The sequence below is a fragment of the Planktotalea sp. genome (assembly GCF_039984035.1).
In the GTDB taxonomy this organism is placed as follows: Bacteria; Pseudomonadota; Alphaproteobacteria; order Rhodobacterales; family Rhodobacteraceae; genus Planktotalea.
Genome location: NZ_JBDWVM010000068.1, coordinates 1 through 16377, shown reverse-complemented (window position 1 = coordinate 16377; position 16377 = coordinate 1). Strand labels below are relative to the sequence as shown.

Sequence of the window (16377 nt, the reverse complement as noted above, 5' to 3'; positions counted from 1 at the left end):
GCCGCTTCTTCAGCAGCTTTCGCTTCTTCTTCTACCTTCGCGGCGGCTTCGGCAGCAGCAGCTTCAGCTTCGGCAGCAGCTTCTTCAGCGGCTTTCGCTTCTTCAGCAACCTTGGCAGCCGCTTCTTCTTCGGCCTTCTTGGCAGCCTCTGCAGCAGCGGCAGCTTCTGCTTCAACCATTGCAGCTTTTTCCGCTGCATTGTTTGAATACCATGTGTAACCGCCGCCCAAAACGACAGCTGCAACGATAACCCAAATCAAATTCTTCATGGTTCTTCCTTTAGAGTATTCCCTTGCACTTGGACGAGCGACCAAATGCTGCAACAGCGAAATGCGCTCAAAGCCGTATGGTTGCAAGGGGAAAACGCTGTAAATGACCCCACAAACTCGCAATTTGGCGCTTGAAGAAAGCGACTTTGAGCGATACCTTGCAGCCCTAATTAAAAGCTATCAAAGGATCGATCCCATAGCCCGCAGACCTCATAACGCGCCGCCGCAGCGCGACACCGGACCCCGCGTCAACGACAAAATCCGCTCTCCTGAAATTCGCCTAATCGGCGCAGAAGGCGAAAATGTAGGTGTCATCCACCCGGCCAAAGCATTGGTCATGGCGGAAGAAGTCGGCCTCGATTTGGTGGAGATTTCACCAAACGCAAATCCACCTGTCTGTAAAATTATGGATTTCGGCAAGTTTAAGTACGAAACGCAAAAGCGCGAAGCCGAAGCACGTAAGAAGCAAAAGATCATCGAAATCAAAGAGGTCAAGTTCCGGCCGAACACTGACACCAACGATTACGATGTAAAGATGCGCAACGTTTATAAGTTCTTGGAAAACGGCGATAAAGTGAAAGTCACTTTGCGTTTCCGTGGCCGTGAAATGGCCCACCAGAACCTTGGACGCGAGCTTTTGGAACGTGTTGCTGCTGACACCAAAGAACATGGCAAGGTCGAAAACTTCCCAAAGATGGAAGGTCGCCAAATGGTCATGCTGATTGGACCTTTGCCGAAGTAAGCTTCGGACCCACTCATGACGAAAGGCCCAGCTTGTATGCTGGGCCTTTTTCGTTTCACCACCAAAGGGATCAGCTTGCGCGTGGCCTTGGCCGTGTTGGGATTTCTTTTAGCAATCCACCGACGCCCATTTTGGCAATATCTGCACTGCTGACAGGCACCCCGCACAAAACGCGCGACAGCACCTTGTCCGCGCCGTTCAAAGCAGGCGAGCGCGCGCAGCCGGGCAAGCCGATGATCGGACGATTCCCCAAGTGGCCCAAGAACAGCAGATTGCCAGGGTCTACCGGCATCCCAAATCGTGTGATCACACCGCCCGCCTGTACGACAGCGCTTGGCGCGACGTCAAAAGGGTCAGAAGTCGCGGAGCCGGTGAGAATCAGCACCACATCGCCCCGCGCCTGCGCGATTGCTTCGGCTATCGCCTGTTCGCTATGTTGGCAGATCAGGGTTTCGCTCAACTCGCACTCAAGCGCTTCGACACGCGCGCGGGTTGCGGCGATTGCCTTGTCCTCATCGGCGCCGTCGTTGATTTGTGAGATAATCAAACTCACACGCTGTGGGATGGCTGGCGCAAATTTTACCGCGCCCCGCGCTAAGGTGCAGGCGGCATTCAAGTCACCCTCAGGAACCGCATATGAAATGATCTTTACCGTGCCGACCATCCCATTTTCATGCATCTGGTGAAACGCGGGCACGCTTGCGAAGGAAATCATCGGGTTCACATCATTGAGTGCATGAAGTTTGGCTTCATCAATGAGCGCGACCCCTGCCCCAGTTGCGATAAGATTAACCCGCCCCGTCGCCGCGACGCTGGCGCGTAGGCCTGTCGTGCTATCTAAGAGCGCCGCGCCCAAGCGTGTCGCTGCTGTGTCTTCTTCAACATCGCCTGTTTCCAGCGCGGCAACGGTAATCTCTGTACGTCCTTCGGCCTTGAGATCGCAAATATGCTTGTCCGTTAACGTGATGCCCTTGCGCAACCGGCCCGTTGGCAGAGCGATGGAATGCGCCAGAATGCACCCGTGCGCCTGATCGATAGGGCGTGGGCCGAATTTCATGATGTGCCTTGGCGCAAGACTTGGGTCATTTGGGAGATCACAGAAACGGCAATTTCCGACGGGCTGGCCGCGCCGATGTTAAGCCCGACGGGGCCATGAATGCGCGCGATGTCAGTCTCGCTAAACCCCGCATCTTTCAAACGATCCACCCGTTTGGCATGGGTGCGCGTTGATCCCAAGGCGCCGATGTAGAACGCATCAGAGCGCAGCGCGATGTCCAAGGCAGGATCGTCGAGTTTCGGATCATGGGTCAGCAAAACCAAAGCGGACCGCGTATCGAGGCCGATCTCAGCCACCGCATCAGCAGGCCAATCATTCAGGAGCTTTTGATTTGGGAAGCGCGCAGGCGTTGCAAATGATTCGCGCGGATCGACGAGCACAGGGTCATAACCAATCATTTGTGCCATAGGCATCAAGGCCTGCGCGATATGCACAGCGCCTACAACAATCAAACGCAAAGGCGGGTTATGGATCGCGACAAAACGGCGACTGCCCTCCTCAAAACCGGAGCGATCCATGCGAAAGCGGCTTTCAAACCCATCGCGATGCAAAGCGCGCGCGCCGGAGTCCAAATCAACCCCATAAGCGATGGGCGAACGCGCTGCACGCGCGTCGACCAGCTCGCTCAACATCGGCTCGGACAAGACTGCACCAATCGGTTCAATCAAAATACGGATCGTGCCGCCGCAGGCCAATCCAACAGCAAATGCATCGCCATCGGACACACCAAATTCCAATTCACGCGCACCGCCGTCACCGATGGCTTCAATCGCTTCAACGATGACCGCGCCTTCGACGCATCCCCCTGAAACAGAACCAGAAATTTCGCCCTGACCGTTAATCGCCAATTGACTACCGACACGGCGTGGCGCGCTTCCCCAGGTTTCAATGACGGTCGCCAAAGCCGCCCCTTTGCCTGCGCGATACCATGCCAGCGCTTGTTCGGGAATTTGATCGAAATCAACGTCGCTCATCAAAGGGTCTCCTGCGAAAGGGCGTGCATCAGGCGGGTCTTTTCGCCTGCATCATGGGTTTCAGACAGAACCTGTGCCAAATCTTCCAAAGAGGCAATGGAATGCCCAGCGCGAAAGCTGTCCACATGGGGGAGCATCGCGCGAATGCCTTGCGCCTTTGGGGCAAATTCGCTCCAACGCAGCAGCGGGTTCAGCCAGATCAAGCGTTTTGAGGACAGATGCAGCCGTTGCATCTGCGCTGCGAGCTTGTCAGGTTCGCCGCGATCCAATCCGTCGGTGATCAAGAGCACCAAAGCACCCTGCCCCAAAACGCGGCGCGACCAGTCCTTGTTGAAACGCTCGATGCTTTCACCGATGCGCGTGCCACCTTCCCAATCTTGCGCCTCAGCCCCTGCTGCAGCGAGGGCTGCATCCACATCGCGTTGACGTAAATGACGGGTGATGTTGGTGAGCCGCGTGCCAAAGGTGAAGGCATGGACCTTAGCCCATCCTGCCCCCTTGTCATTGGCGACAGCATGCAAGAAATGCAGCACCAATCGCGAATACTGGCTCATAGAGCCGGAGATATCGCAGAGCACGACGAGATTCGGCCAACGCTGCCGCTGCGTCTGTGTGGACAGGCGATGGATCTCACCGCCCTGCCGCATCGACGCGCGCAGCGTCGCACGAAAATTGACGCTCGACCCCGCCAAAGCCCCCCGCATGCGGCGCGATTTCAAAGGCTTCACCGGCAGTTTTAAACGGGCCAAGATACGTTTGGCCTCAGCGACTTCCTGCGTGCTCATCTGTTCGAAATCAAGGCTGCGTAGGCGTTCCTCTGATGACATCGTCAGTGAGGTATCAATCTCGATTTCAGTGCCTTCTTCGTCTTGATCTTCGTTTTGAGGGACATCGCGGTTTTGACCATCAAGCAGCGCCTCTGCCGCGCGTTTTTCGGCGGCTTGGGCGGTCTTGTCCTCCTGCACGCCGCGAATGGCAGGCAGCATCATAGCCATCATATGTTCCATGAACTGCGGATCACGCCAATAGAGACGAAAGACCTGCGCAAAGACGGCGCGATGCTCAGGGCGCGAGACGAAACAGGCTTGCAAAGTCCAAAAGAAATCACGCCGCTCTGTGAAACCCGCCGCCTCTACCGCGTGAATAGCATCAATGACGCGGCCCGGCCCAATCGGCAGCCCCGCTTTACGAAGGGCTCGGGCGAAATAGGTGATATTGCCCGCAAGACGCGGGTTGTCAGGCACTTCAAGTGGCAGGTGTTCGACCATTTACGTCGCGCGCACTGGGGATTTCGCATCCCCAGACCCCTGCGGGATATTTTTGGAGAGAGGAAGCATTAGAGCGTGTCCAAGCTTTGCTTTGCGTCGTCCAAAATGCGTTTCGCTTCAGAGCCTTGCAGCTGCGCGATGTCGTCTTGGTATTTCAGAATAGCGCCCAGCGTATCTGCGATGACTTCGGGGCTGAGTTCGATCACATCAAGCGCAAGCAGGCATTTGGCCCAATCAATGGTTTCAGCCACGCCCGGTTTTTTGAATAGATCTTCGGTGCGCAGTTTCTGAACAAAGGCGACAACCTCGCGGCTTAGGTTCTCAGACGCCTCAGGGGCTTTGGCCGTTAGAATTTCCATCTCGCGTTCAAAGTTCGGGTAATCCACCCAATGATAGAGGCAACGGCGTTTCAATGCGTCGTGCACTTCACGGGTTCGGTTAGACGTAAGGATCACGATGGGCGGTTCTGGCGCTTTGATTGTACCAAGTTCAGGGATCGTGACTTGGAAATCGGAAAGCGCTTCCAGCAGAAAGGCCTCAAACGGTTCGTCGGTACGGTCCAACTCGTCGATAAGAAGGATCGGCGCACCACCTTCTTGGGGGCGCATCGCATCCAAGAGCGGGCGCTCTATCAAGAAATCCTCGGAAAACAACTCCGTGGTCAACGTCTTACGATCTGCGCCGCCCGATGCCTCGGCGCTACGAATTGCCACCATTTGCGCGGGAAAGTTCCATTCATAAACCGCGCTCGCTGCATCAAGCCCCTCGTAGCATTGCAAGCGGATCAACTTACGGCCGAGCGCCGCGCTCAGCGCTTTGGCGATTTCTGTCTTGCCAACACCTGCCTCGCCCTCAAGAAACAAAGGGCGTCCAAGGCGCAAAGACAAAAACACGACGGTGGCAAGATCGCGCCCGCACACATAGCCAGTTTCGCCCAGAGCGTGTTGCACGTCATCAATACTGTTCATTCTGTCGCTTTCATTGCTATACATAGGGCCATTAATGCCAAGACATGGGCGCAGCGTTTTCCTAATCCTGCCCCAATCTTTAGATAATTTCGCAAAAGTAAACCCGCCCAGACGGGTCATTTGAGTTGTGCAGGAGCAAATTAATGCAAGAGTCCCTTCAATTCCTGAGCCAATCCTTGGCTGGTCAGACCGGACGGGCATGGCTGTCTGCTATCGAAGACATCGCGGATGAGGCTGGATATTTCCAACCCTTGAGCGCGAAACACAACGTGGCTTTCTTCGATGTTGGCAAAACACTCTTGGTCACCTTTGAGAGCTTGCAAACAATTCAAACGCTTTCCGAGGATGCACATCCCATCGGTTTTGATCTCATGCGCGAAGAAGAATGGTCTGTCCTAAGCTTTTTCAGCGATGGGCAAACCTGGTTCCGCGATCTTGCCATCTATCGCTATTTGGACCGCCTTGTGGATGACGGTTTCTTCGAAGACTTCGATACGGTTCTCTTTTACGGGGCGGGCGCCGCTGGATATGCCGCCTGTACCTATTCCGTCGTCTCCCCCGGCGCCCGTGTTCTCGCGCTTGCGCCCCAAGCGACACTTGATCCACGCGTCACCGGTTGGGACGATCGTTTTCGCAAGATGCGTCGCCTACCCTTTAATGATCGCTACGGCTATGCGCCCGATATGATCGATGCGGCCGAGCGCGCCGTCATATTATACGATCCCCACGTAGAAATGGATTCGATGCATGCCGCGCTCTTTACACGGAGCAATGTCGATCAACTGCGCTTGCCCTTCTTCGGCCCAGCGCTCGACTACAAAATGCTCAGCCTTGATATCTTGCATCCGCTTTTGTCAGCGCTCGGAAAAAATGCCGATATCCGATCAGAGTTTTACACCCTGCACCGCCAAAGACGCAGTGATCGCAACTACCTGCGTGCGCTGCTGAGCGAAACAGAGGATGCGAAACGCTGGCGTCTGGCGAAAGCGATTTGCGATCACACAGCGAAACAGCTCAGCGCGCCGCGGTTCAAGAAACGCGCGCAGCAGATCCAAGGCCTGATCGACAAAGAAATCGAAGAGAACAGCCTACAAGAAAAGGCAAGCTGAGCGCTCTCTTAGCGATTGCCTGTGATACGCGCGAGCAGTGGTTTGCGCGCCACGCCGCAGGCGGCAGCAAGGCACAAGAGTACCGGATAGCTCTTAACCCCGATCAACAGGAGCACGGCAGAGGCGGCCGCCAGACAAAGCGCAAAGGTTGCCAAGTTCATTTCCGTGTCATCCAGCGCAACGTTCACGCGTTCAAACATCGTGTTCAGAAAAGGCGCCGCGCGTTCAAAGAAGACGCCGACGACAAAGCCTGTGATAAGTGTGATGATCATACGATGGTCCTTTTGTTTAAAAACAACGCTACCCTCGTAGAGAGAGCTGTGCAAACCCCTAGCCCTTTTATGCGCTCCAGTGTATGCGAAGGCCCATGACAAACAGCCTCACACTCCGCCGCCCCGACGACTGGCACCTTCATTTGCGCGATGGCGATATGCTGCGCGCCGTGTTGCCAGAAACAGCGCGCCACTTTGCGCGTGCGATTATCATGCCCAACCTTGTGCCCCCTGTGGTCACAAGTGCCGATGCGATTGCCTATAAGGACCGCATCATCGCGGCCCTGCCAGAGGACATGACATTTGAGCCCTTGATGACGCTCTATCTGACGGAGGACACCGATCCCGCAGATGTGCGCGCGGCCCATGCGAGCGGTTTGATCAAAGCGGTAAAACTCTATCCAGCTGGCGCGACCACCAACTCCGCCAGCGGTGTGCGCGACTTCAACCGCGTTCAACCGGTTCTCGATGTCATGGCAGAAATCGGTCTTCCGCTGTGCCTACACGGCGAAGTCACGGATCATGAGGTCGATATTTTTGACCGCGAAGCTGTGTTTATTGACAAAATCCTTGATCCGTTGCGCCGCGCCACACCGGGCCTCAAAGTGACGATGGAACATATCACGACGAAGGACGCTGTTGAGTACGCGCGCGCGCAGGACGACAGTCTTGGCGCGACGATCACAACCCACCATCTGGTGATCAACCGCAACCATATCCTCGTCGGCGGCATCAAGCCCCACTACTATTGCCTGCCCGTCGCCAAGCGCGAATTGCATCGCGCAGCGTTGGCCGAAGCTGCCACCTCTGGCGAGGCGCGCTTCTTCCTCGGGACAGACTCGGCCCCCCATTCAGATTCGCTGAAAGAAAACGCATGTGGCTGTGCAGGCTGCTTTACCGCGACGAATACCATGTCGATCCTTGCCCAAGTGTTCGAACAACACGGCGCGCTGGACAAGCTAGAGGCCTTTGCCTCACTCAATGGCCCAGCGCACTACGGCCTGCCTGTTAACAGCAGCACCATCACGCTTGAGAAAACAGCGCCGACCTACCCTGAGAAAATCATCACCGGCGTTGGCGAAGTTACAGTCTTCGACCCCGGCTTTGACCTCACATGGTCTGTCACCTCCTAGTTTCACCTTTTCCAAATATCCCGGGGCGCGCGAGGGGCAGGCCCCTCGCCCCGATCCAGCAAAGCCCCGCACCACCAAGAAGAGCCACGATATGATCCCAACGAGCTACCCCAGCGCCGAAGAAATCGCCCGCCTCACAGCGCGCATGCTGCTTGAAATCAAAGCTGTCCACTTCAACGCGGAAACACCGTTTATTCTGTCTTCGGGTCTGCCTAGCCCGACTTATATCGATTGCCGCAAGCCCAACTCCTACCCGCGCATTCGCTCTACTATGATGGACTTCATGACCGTCACCGTGATGCGCAACGCTGGGTTTGAAGCCTTTGACAACATCGCAGGCGGCGAAACCGCTGGTATCTCTTACGCCGCGCTTGTTGCGGAACGCATGGCGCTGCCAATGACCTATGTGCGCAAAAAGCCCAAAGGCCACGGCCGCGGCGCGCGCATCGAGGGCGACATGAGCGAGGGACAACGCGTTCTGCTCGTGGAAGACCTCACCACTGATGGCGGCTCCAAGCTGAACTTCGTCGACGCGATCCGCGAAACCGGCGCAAGCTGCGCCCATACAGCGGTCATTTTCTATTACGACATCTTCCCTGAGACGAAGAAAACTCTGGGTGATCACGGTGTCACGCTTCACCACCTTTGCACATGGTGGGATGTTCTAGCCGAAGCCAAAGCGCAAAACACCTTTGATACAAAGACCCTTGCTGGCGTTGAGGCTTTCCTCAACGATCCACGCGCGTGGCAAGACGCAAACATGCCAAGCTAAAAGAACTTGTGGGAACTGGGGGCGTCTGCAACCCAGTTTCCGCACACTGCAATGCGGCCTTGAGCGTTGAGCTATGTCTCCGCATACACCCCAAACTTAGCCGAAAATTGCCCCCAAAATCAGACCATCTTGCACGCGCCTCAAAGGTACATGTGCAACTAATTTGGCAGAATTCCCTCTATTTTCTAAAGACTTCCTCTGCTTGGGTGAGGTGTCCGCAGCGTGTTCGCGGACGTTTACCAAGTAAAGAGTTCCGAAATGCCAGTATATTCCATATTTTATGCCTATGACTTGGCTGACTTCGACACATCCGGCTCGAATATTGCCCCGCCAAATGAATCGGGCGCTCAGGCTCAGGGATCGCCCCCGTTCAACATTGAGCTGAATTCAGGTGCGAGCCCGTTTCAAGTGGACATCGACGATCCGAGCAACGCTCTTTTTGAAGAAATTCAAGGCGGCGATCAAACCCTTGCCACGGCGATCACCGTTGGCGGCATGTTATATCCCGCTGGCACATCGATCATCGTAAACTACGTGATCTCGACCAATAGCGGTCTAGAGATGTATTCCATTACGCTCGGCGCGAACAACTCCGGTAACAACACAACAACGCTTGTCGCAACCAATGCACCTTTGGTTCCCGGAACGACAAACGTCTTCACCAGCGAAGGCAATATTGGCAACGGCAACGTCCCCTATTCGGAACTTGCTTGTTTTGTGGAAGGCACGCTGGTCGAAACGCTGCGCGGCCCGCAAAAGATTGAAACGCTCAACGTGGGTGATGTGATCCCAACTATCGACAACGGTCCCCAGCCCCTACGCGCCATAGGTCGCGCAACTGTGCCCGGTTTGGGAAAACATGCGCCAATCCGTTTTGAAAGCGGCGTTCTGGGCGCTGACCAAGCGCTCATGGTCTCTCCCAATCATCGAATGCTGCTCACGGGCTGTGAGACTGAACTCTTGTTTGGCGAAACCGAAGTTTTGGCGCCAGCGAAAGCACTGATAAACGGCACAACAGTGCGCCGTATGCCTTGCGAACAGGTGTCTTATGTCCATTTGGTCTTTGATCGACATGAGATGGTACAGACCCAAGGTGTGGTATCAGAAAGCTTTTATCCAGCCTGCAATGCAGCCTCCCCTTTAGACGCTGAAACGCAAATTGAGGTCAGGGACCTGTTTCCAACTCTTTTGGTACGCCCAATGCTTTCGGTGAGAGAATGTCGGTCTTTGCCCCCCTTGCACGCGCACGCGGCCTGATCGGGAAAAACGCACTTTTTTAGACTGCTTTGCAACGCCCCAATGCGCGTGATTTTGTGTCTTTCGTAAGGTTTGAATGTTGCGCAAATTGGCTTTAACTTCCTGCCAATCGCGCACTCTATTTTAGACTTGGCTTTTCATGTCGCGCTCACAAAAGGGATCTGACGTGCAAAACATAGCGCCATTGGGCCCTTACATCACTTTGCTGCTGTTAATTGGCTTGGCGGCGGGCATTGGAATGATCCCGATCAAGAAACTCATTCAGATCCAAGAGGCCAAACACGAGCTAAAACACGGATCAGCCGGTTTTTTCCGCACCATGTCTGGCTGGATTATCATCGCAATATGGGTTGCAGCCACTTGGTTTTTCGCCACGATCATTGGGGATTGGTGGGCCTTCGGAGATTTGGACCGCGCAATAGTACGCTCACTACGCCGCTTAGAAATTCTGCTTCACATTTTGGCGGCACTTGCAGATGACTGATACGCTGAAAATTGCACAAGCAGACCTGCTTTGCACGAATTGCGCGGGTCAATGCGCTTACGATCCCCAAACAGGGACGTTGAGCTGCCAAAGCTGCGGAACCGCGCATGAAATCGCACACGATCCAAACTTAAATCCCGCGCAAGAGCAGCACTACCACCCGGACATGCCCCACACGGAGCAGCCAAAGTTCTCAACGGATCGGCATTTTCAATGCGAAACCTGTGGCGGCGATGTTGTGTTTCAAGGCCACTCCATTGCCGCGCGCTGCGCCTATTGTAACGGGGTCCTCGTTGAGCAAGCTGCAAACGAAAGCTACGCCATTCTTGGCATGATCCCGTTTCAGGTCGATGCCAAAGACGCGCTCAAATACGCGCGCAGTTGGATCGCCCGCCGTTGGGCCGCTCCGTCTGACCTAACAGCGACCGTCGCAGGCTGCGATGTTACAGGAATTTACGTTCCTTTTTGGACATTCGATAGCGAAGAGGCAGTGACCTACATGGTCACCTATGAGACCAAAAGCGGGGATCGAACGGTTACGCGCACTCAATTAGGGACGATGGACACTTTTTTCGACGATATGCTCATGCCAGCGTCGCCCCATGTCACGCCGCTGATCCGCGACGGTATTTTGCATGAGTTCAACCCAAGCCACCTGCGCCCCTACGAACCTGCCTATCTTGCTGGGTTTGCAGCAGAGCGCCATCATCAAACCGTGCGTGAGGGTTTGCAGCATAACGAATCTGACAAAGCTTTATTGCTGCGTAACCGCATCAAGCAGCATTCGGGCAAAAGTGGCATCGTTGATGTCAGCTATAAAACTGACACAACCGGCATTAGATATCGACGTATTCTGCTTCCTGTTTGGATATTGCATTACGAATATGCAGGAAAACCAATGAAAGTGGTGACTTGCGGTCTACGAGGGCGCACCTTCGGTGAACGCCCGTTTTCGACGCCCAAGCTTTTTGCCATTGCGGCGCTGATCTCTAGCGGCGTTATCGCATTTGGATTCACTTGGGGCGCTTTGAACATTTACTGATCGATTTTCACAAAACAGCGAAAAATTGCGCCACGTAAATTTGGAATACTTAGCGGCACTGCCATACAGCAACACAACATGCAGTAGATTTTCACGCTCAAATAGGTTATCCACAAAAACATACAATTTGCACTTCCTGCCATAGTTTTTGTACATAAGGGCTCGGGCAATTGGGGACCTGCTATGAACGAAATCGCATCCATTAATCAAACTCAGGTCGATGTCTCTGCGGCTGAAACCATGCCCAACTCGATCGAGGCTGAACAACAGCTTCTTGGTGCGATTCTGACCAACAACGATATTTATGATCGTGTGGCCTCTATCATCCAGCCCCGCCATTTCTATGACCCCGTGCACCAGCGCATCTATGAGGTCGCCGCCGCGCGTATTTCCAAGAACAACCTCGCCTCGCCTGTGACGCTGAAGGCCTTTTTGGAAGATGACGAAGGTCTGAAAGAACTGGGCGGCCCTGCCTATCTTGCACGTCTTGCGGGCGCTGCGATCTCGTCCTTTGCCGCGCGTGACTATGCGCAGATTATCTATGATCTCGCGATCCGCCGTGAACTTATGAGCCTTGGACGCGATATTGCCGCCAAAGCCGCGCGCGTTGATGTGTCTTCTGAACCAGCCGAGCAGATCGTCGAAGCAGAACAGGAACTCTACAAACTGGCGGAAAAAGGCAGCTCCGAGAGCGGTTTTCAATCTTTCCTCAGCGCGATTACCGAAGCGGTTAACGTCGCCAACGCTGCCTATGAGCGCGGCGGCGGTATGGCGGGTGTCTCAACGGGCCTCACCGATATGGACAAGATGCTGGGTGGTCTGCACAAGTCTGACCTTTTGATCCTCGCGGGTCGCCCGTCTATGGGTAAAACATCCCTTGCAACCAACATCGCCTTTAACGTCGCCAAGGCCTACCGCCAAGGCACGTTGACGGATGGCACCGAAGGCGCGGTTGACGGCGGCGTTGTCGCGTTCTTCTCGCTCGAAATGAGCGCAGAGCAGTTGGCGGGTCGTATCCTAGCCGAAGCGTCCGAGATTTCGTCGCATAAGATTCGCCAAGGTGACATGGAAGAATTCGAATTCCGCCGTTTCGTTGAGGCCGCGAAAGAGCTCGAAGCCTGCCCGCTTTATATCGACGACACAGCCGCCATTCCGATTGCACAGCTTGCCGCGCGCGCGCGTCGACTGAAACGGACCCATGGTCTTGATGTATTGATCGTCGACTATTTGCAGCTGGTGCGCGGTACGTCAGAAAACCGTGTTCAAGAGATTGGCGAAATCTCCATGGGTCTGAAAGCGATTGCCAAGGAATTGCAAATCCCTGTGATCGCCCTCTCCCAGCTTTCCCGTCAGGTTGAAAGTCGTGATGATAAACGTCCGCAGCTTTCAGACCTTCGTGAATCAGGATCGATTGAGCAAGATGCCGATGTGGTGATGTTCGTATATCGTGGTGAGTACTACAAAGAACGTGAAAAGCCGGATGACGACAACTTGGAAGCCATGGCGCAGTGGCAGGACGACATGGCACGCCTGCACGGCAAGGCAGAAGTGATCATCGGCAAGCAGCGTCACGGCCCGATTGGCACGGTTGAGCTGAGCTTTGAGGCGCAATTTACACGCTTTGGTAACCTCGCAAAGGCGTGGCAAACAGGTGGTGACGATCAGGGCTTCTGATGCGGTCTATGTCACGGCAGCGCGGGCGATTTCTTCCGCGCTGAGGCCATATTTCCCAGCAAACCGCTGACGCGCCGCCACAAGACGCGCATCATCGGGCCGCATGCCAAGCGTGCGGATGAATTCGATCCGCTGCTGCCCTTTGAGCGTTTCGCGATCAATCGCGCTGCCAAGGCTGCGATCAATGATCTCGCCACCCGGTGAGACATGAAACCATTTGGAAAAATCGCGAAAGTGGTGCTGGTTGTGCAGCTTCGTCACATGCCGCGCGAGCGGTCCCTTGGGCACATTTAAATGCGCGGACATATGGAACCATTCATAGCCCAAGAAGGTCGCAACGCCGCCCACGGGTACGATGGCAAGCGCGATCCAGAACGCTTGGGCAACGCCAAACAAGGACAGCAATGCCCAAAGCCCCAGAAAATTGACCGCTAGCATCGGCAAAGCCACCCAAACAGGTACGAAAAACAATTTATGGTTTGTCGGAAAATCATGGTGCCCATAGTGCGCACGGTAGAGCAAATCGAACGCCCATTGTCGGCGCGGTGGTTTCAAATGAAACACATAACGGTGCAAATTGTATTCGTTCAAATACTGCGCAACCACCCCAAACGGCACCAAGGCCCAAACCCAATTCGGCCCGTAAAGGCCCAGCGTAAGGCTCGCAACAGCACAAGCCACGCCCATCAAAACTACGCTCGGATGACCAAGCAACACCTGAAATCGGATCATGTCACTCTTCCCTTGTCGCCTTTGGGCCTGAACAATAGGCTCTTCTTTGGCACGTTCACGCCAGTCTGCAATCAAACGGATATTTGAGCAACAATGGACCACATCCCAGTTCTCGATCTAAACGCGCCCAATGTTCAGCAGGCGTTTTTCAAAGCCTATAGCGAAGTCGGCTTTGCCTATCTCGTCGGACATGGCATTGATCCTGCGGTGCGGCAGGCGCTCTTTAAGGCTTCAAAGGCGTTTCACGCCCTGCCGGAAGCCATAAAACGCGTGGTAGAGGTGGATCGCAGTCATCGCGGGTACATTCCGATGGCGGCTTCTACCGATGTGACCTCTACCCTAGCGGATGTGACGAAACCCAACCAATCCAGCAGCTTCATGATGATGCGTGAAGACGCTGCAGAAATTGACGGCGTTTACCTGTCAGGCCCCAATAAATGGCCAGAGCTAGAGGGATTTCGCAGCGCGCTAGAGCAGTACAACGCTGATATGTGCACCCTCGCGGATCGCATGATGCGCCTTGCCCTAAGCGCGATTGACGCACCTGAAACTGCGATGGACATGTTTGCGCCGCCCACCACATGGCTGCGATTGCTGCACTACCCACCATCGCTGCCCTCGCGCCCCGATGACCTTTACGGCTCTGCCCCACATACAGATTTCGGCGCTTTAACGTTTCTGGCCACAGACGATGTGGGCGGCCTACAGGTGCTCACGCCCAAGGGCGACTGGATCGATGTGCCCCCGCGCGAGGACGCGTTCGTCGTGAACGTGGGCGATATGTTGCACCGCCTTTCAAACGGCGTGCTGCGATCAACACCCCACCGCGTCATCAACACATCCGGACGCGAACGATACTCCTGCCCGTTCTTTTATGACCCCCATGTCAGCGCAACAATTGTCCCGCTGGAAGGCACTGGCGCGCCTCAGTTTGGGCCGCTCAACTTTGGCGACTTTCTGCGCGGTGAGCTGGAAGCGAGCTATGATGCACATAAGCCTAAGAGCTCATAACGCCCCAATCTCAACGCCATAACAGCCTTTTACCCTTGACCTACGCGGCCACCGTGGCAAACACACTGGCTATGAGTACAGGACAATTGACAGTAGATCTCGCCGCGATGGCAGAGAATTGGGCCGCCCTTGACCGCATGAGCACATGCGAAACGGGCGCTGTGGTTAAGGCAAATGGCTATGGCACAGGCGTTGAACGCGCTGTGCGTCGCCTCTTTCAAACGGGCGCGCGCAAGTTCTTTGTCGCCGCAGCGGAAGAAGGCGCACAGATTCGCCAAGCGGTTGGGCCTGAGCCTGAAATTTACATCCTCTCTGGTCATATGTCTGGCGATACGGACATGATTGGCGATCTTGGCCTGATCCCGCTGCTCAGCTCCATCGATCAAATGCTGCGCCATTTTGAAGCCCTGCCCGGAGCCGCTTTCGGCATGCAGCTTGATACAGGTATGAACCGTCTTGGCATGGAGCCTGCGGAGTGGGAAGCCGTGCGCAATCTGGCACTGGCCCAAGGTCCACGGCTTGTAATGTCCCACCTTGCTTGCGCGGATGAACCAGATCATCCGATGAACGCACAGCAGCTTGCAGCGTTCAAAGCCATGACCGACGGGATCGAAGCCCCCCGTTCACTGGCGGCCACGGGCGGCATCTTGCTGGGCAAAGACTATCATTTCGACGTGACACGCCCTGGCATCGGTCTTTACGGCGGCTTGCCCTATATCGATGCAAAACCGGTTATTTCCATCGATCTACCGATTATCCAAATCCGCGATATCGTAGCGGGTGAAAGTGTTGGTTATGGCAACACATGGATTGCCGAGCGTGACAGCCGTATCGCGACAGTTGCCTCTGGCTATGCCGATGGCATCCTGCGGATCATGGGGCCAAATACACAGCTTTTTGCCGGCGAAACACGCGTTCCAATCACGGGTCGTATTTCGATGGATAGTATCAGCGTCGACGTTACCGACGCCACTGACATCCCTCCTGCGCTTGAACTTGTTGGACGTCATCAATCCATTGAAACCCTTGCCCGCAATGCCAATACCATCGGCTATGAAATCCTGACCTCGCTTGATGCGCGCTATACGCGGCGCTACGTGGGATGACGTTTATCCTAGCTCCTCTCGCCGCTCTGGGCGCAGCTGTTCTTGGCTTGCTTGCGGCGCTTGGGCGTATTGCACTCTATACGTTCAACACGCTGCGCTACGCTTTGCGCCGCCCTTTTTATCTGCGCGAACTTGGCATTGCGATTTTAAACGTTGGCTGGCTGTCCCTGCCCGTCGTCGGGCTGACAGCCGTCTTCACAGGCGGCGCGCTGGCCTTGCAAATCTACGCAGGCGGGTCGCGCTTTAACGCCGAAGCCGTGGTGCCTCAGATCGTTGCGATCGGCATGGTGCGCGAACTTGGCCCTGTCTTGGTCGGTCTGATGATCGCAGCGCGCGTGACCTCATCTATCGCAGCGGAAATCGCGACGATGAAAGTTACAGAACAGATCGACGCGCTTGTGACGCTCTCAACCCATCCCATGCAGTACCTCACAGTGCCACGCGTGCTTGCAGGCTTGATCTGCGTGCCGTTCTTGGTGGGTGTCGGCGATGTGATCGGCATCATGG

17 protein-coding genes and 1 pseudogene are annotated in these 16377 nt (G+C 55.2%); 11 read left to right on the top strand and 7 right to left on the bottom strand.

Features of this window, described 5'->3' with window-relative positions; all coding sequences use genetic code 11:
- Window positions 1–269 (bottom strand): annotated as a pseudogene (locus ABJQ89_RS02990) (translation initiation factor 3); the annotation flags it as partial.
- Between the two features lie 196 nt (window positions 270–465).
- On the opposite strand from ABJQ89_RS02990, the gene infC reads away from it, so the two are divergent.
- Window positions 466–1011: a translation initiation factor IF-3 gene (gene infC / locus ABJQ89_RS02985; RefSeq protein ID WP_348494787.1), complete on the top strand. Its 546-nt coding sequence runs from the start codon at window positions 466–468 to the stop codon at window positions 1009–1011.
- A 70-nt stretch (window positions 1012–1081) separates the two neighbouring features.
- On the opposite strand, the gene ABJQ89_RS02980 is transcribed toward infC, so the two are convergent.
- The 4 genes from ABJQ89_RS02980 to ABJQ89_RS02965 all read right to left on the bottom strand — a co-directional run bounded on the left by ABJQ89_RS02980 (window position 1082) and on the right by ABJQ89_RS02965 (window position 5278).
- The gene (locus ABJQ89_RS02980; RefSeq protein WP_348494786.1) at window positions 1082–2068 is read right to left on the bottom strand and encodes a molybdopterin-binding protein; all 987 of its coding nucleotides are present in this window, start codon (window positions 2066–2068) and stop codon (window positions 1082–1084) included.
- On the bottom strand, window positions 2065–3042 hold the full coding sequence (locus tag ABJQ89_RS02975; protein ID WP_348494785.1) for an XdhC family protein: 978 nt from the start codon (window positions 3040–3042) through the stop codon (window positions 2065–2067). Before ABJQ89_RS02975 ends, ABJQ89_RS02980 begins: the two co-directional genes overlap by 4 nt.
- On the bottom strand, window positions 3042–4310 hold the full coding sequence (locus ABJQ89_RS02970; RefSeq protein WP_348494784.1) for a VWA domain-containing protein: 1269 nt from the start codon (window positions 4308–4310) through the stop codon (window positions 3042–3044). Before ABJQ89_RS02970 ends, ABJQ89_RS02975 begins: the two co-directional genes overlap by 1 nt.
- A gap of 68 nt (window positions 4311–4378) precedes the next feature.
- Complete coding sequence (locus ABJQ89_RS02965) at window positions 4379–5278, bottom strand: MoxR family ATPase (protein ID WP_348494783.1); 900 nt, start codon at window positions 5276–5278, stop codon at window positions 4379–4381.
- Between the two features lie 143 nt (window positions 5279–5421).
- Here ABJQ89_RS02965 and ABJQ89_RS02960 point away from each other — a divergent pair, with 143 nt between their 5' ends.
- Window positions 5422–6387: a phosphoadenosine phosphosulfate reductase gene (locus ABJQ89_RS02960; RefSeq protein WP_348494782.1), complete on the top strand. Its 966-nt coding sequence runs from the start codon at window positions 5422–5424 to the stop codon at window positions 6385–6387.
- 8 nt (window positions 6388–6395) lie between these two features.
- Here the strand turns inward: ABJQ89_RS02960 and ABJQ89_RS02955 are convergent, their stop codons facing one another.
- Entirely contained in the window at window positions 6396–6659 is a 264-nt protein-coding gene (locus ABJQ89_RS02955; protein WP_348494781.1) for a hypothetical protein, read from the bottom strand.
- Window positions 6660–6754: 95 nt separating this feature from the next.
- Here ABJQ89_RS02955 and pyrC point away from each other — a divergent pair, with 95 nt between their 5' ends.
- From pyrC to ABJQ89_RS02925, 6 genes are all read left to right on the top strand, one after another.
- Window positions 6755–7792 (top strand): dihydroorotase, encoded by a 1038-nt coding sequence (gene pyrC, locus ABJQ89_RS02950; RefSeq protein ID WP_348494780.1) that lies wholly within the window; start codon window positions 6755–6757, stop codon window positions 7790–7792.
- A gap of 91 nt (window positions 7793–7883) precedes the next feature.
- The gene (locus ABJQ89_RS02945; protein WP_348494779.1) at window positions 7884–8564 is read left to right on the top strand and encodes an orotate phosphoribosyltransferase; all 681 of its coding nucleotides are present in this window, start codon (window positions 7884–7886) and stop codon (window positions 8562–8564) included.
- A gap of 258 nt (window positions 8565–8822) precedes the next feature.
- Window positions 8823–9821, top strand: coding sequence for a Hint domain-containing protein (locus ABJQ89_RS02940; RefSeq protein ID WP_348494778.1), 999 nt, complete (start codon window positions 8823–8825; stop codon window positions 9819–9821).
- 166 nt (window positions 9822–9987) lie between these two features.
- Window positions 9988–10305 carry a hypothetical protein gene (locus ABJQ89_RS02935; RefSeq protein ID WP_348494777.1) on the top strand — a complete coding sequence of 106 codons (318 nt, stop codon included), beginning with the start codon at window positions 9988–9990 and terminating at the stop codon, window positions 10303–10305.
- Window positions 10298–11347, top strand: a complete 1050-nt coding sequence (locus tag ABJQ89_RS02930; RefSeq protein ID WP_348494776.1) for a hypothetical protein — start codon at window positions 10298–10300, stop codon at window positions 11345–11347. The genes ABJQ89_RS02935 and ABJQ89_RS02930 overlap by 8 nt, the downstream gene beginning before the upstream one ends.
- A gap of 183 nt (window positions 11348–11530) precedes the next feature.
- Window positions 11531–13021 carry a replicative DNA helicase gene (locus tag ABJQ89_RS02925; RefSeq protein ID WP_348494775.1) on the top strand — a complete coding sequence of 497 codons (1491 nt, stop codon included), beginning with the start codon at window positions 11531–11533 and terminating at the stop codon, window positions 13019–13021.
- Window positions 13022–13027: 6 nt separating this feature from the next.
- Here ABJQ89_RS02925 and ABJQ89_RS02920 read toward each other — a convergent pair whose 3' ends face one another.
- Window positions 13028–13753: a sterol desaturase family protein gene (locus tag ABJQ89_RS02920; RefSeq protein WP_348494774.1), complete on the bottom strand. Its 726-nt coding sequence runs from the start codon at window positions 13751–13753 to the stop codon at window positions 13028–13030.
- A 93-nt stretch (window positions 13754–13846) separates the two neighbouring features.
- Here ABJQ89_RS02920 and ABJQ89_RS02915 point away from each other — a divergent pair, with 93 nt between their 5' ends.
- The 3 genes from ABJQ89_RS02915 to ABJQ89_RS02905 form a co-directional block, all read left to right on the top strand.
- Window positions 13847–14764, top strand: coding sequence for a 2OG-Fe(II) oxygenase family protein (locus ABJQ89_RS02915; protein WP_348494773.1), 918 nt, complete (start codon window positions 13847–13849; stop codon window positions 14762–14764).
- 71 nt (window positions 14765–14835) lie between these two features.
- Entirely contained in the window at window positions 14836–15870 is a 1035-nt protein-coding gene (gene alr / locus ABJQ89_RS02910) for an alanine racemase (protein WP_348494772.1), read from the top strand.
- On the top strand, window positions 15867–16377 hold a 511-nt coding region (locus tag ABJQ89_RS02905), incomplete at its 3' end, for an ABC transporter permease (protein WP_348494771.1). The genes alr and ABJQ89_RS02905, both read left to right, overlap by 4 nt.

Coding starts and splice junctions, on each gene's coding strand:
- ABJQ89_RS02980 (WP_348494786.1), bottom strand. CDS start 2,068: ATGAAATTCGGCCCACGCCCTATCGATCAGGCGCACGGGTGCATTCTG.
- ABJQ89_RS02975 (WP_348494785.1), bottom strand. CDS start 3,042: ATGAGCGACGTTGATTTCGATCAAATTCCCGAACAAGCGCTGGCATGG.
- ABJQ89_RS02970 (WP_348494784.1), bottom strand. CDS start 4,310: ATGGTCGAACACCTGCCACTTGAAGTGCCTGACAACCCGCGTCTTGCG.
- ABJQ89_RS02965 (WP_348494783.1), bottom strand. CDS start 5,278: ATGAACAGTATTGATGACGTGCAACACGCTCTGGGCGAAACTGGCTAT.
- ABJQ89_RS02960 (WP_348494782.1), top strand. CDS start 5,422: ATGCAAGAGTCCCTTCAATTCCTGAGCCAATCCTTGGCTGGTCAGACC.
- ABJQ89_RS02955 (WP_348494781.1), bottom strand. CDS start 6,659: ATGATCATCACACTTATCACAGGCTTTGTCGTCGGCGTCTTCTTTGAA.
- pyrC (WP_348494780.1), top strand. CDS start 6,755: ATGACAAACAGCCTCACACTCCGCCGCCCCGACGACTGGCACCTTCAT.
- ABJQ89_RS02945 (WP_348494779.1), top strand. CDS start 7,884: ATGATCCCAACGAGCTACCCCAGCGCCGAAGAAATCGCCCGCCTCACA.
- ABJQ89_RS02940 (WP_348494778.1), top strand. CDS start 8,823: ATGCCAGTATATTCCATATTTTATGCCTATGACTTGGCTGACTTCGAC.
- ABJQ89_RS02930 (WP_348494776.1), top strand. CDS start 10,298: ATGACTGATACGCTGAAAATTGCACAAGCAGACCTGCTTTGCACGAAT.
- ABJQ89_RS02925 (WP_348494775.1), top strand. CDS start 11,531: ATGAACGAAATCGCATCCATTAATCAAACTCAGGTCGATGTCTCTGCG.
- ABJQ89_RS02920 (WP_348494774.1), bottom strand. CDS start 13,753: ATGATCCGATTTCAGGTGTTGCTTGGTCATCCGAGCGTAGTTTTGATG.
- ABJQ89_RS02915 (WP_348494773.1), top strand. CDS start 13,847: ATGGACCACATCCCAGTTCTCGATCTAAACGCGCCCAATGTTCAGCAG.
- alr (WP_348494772.1), top strand. CDS start 14,836: ATGAGTACAGGACAATTGACAGTAGATCTCGCCGCGATGGCAGAGAAT.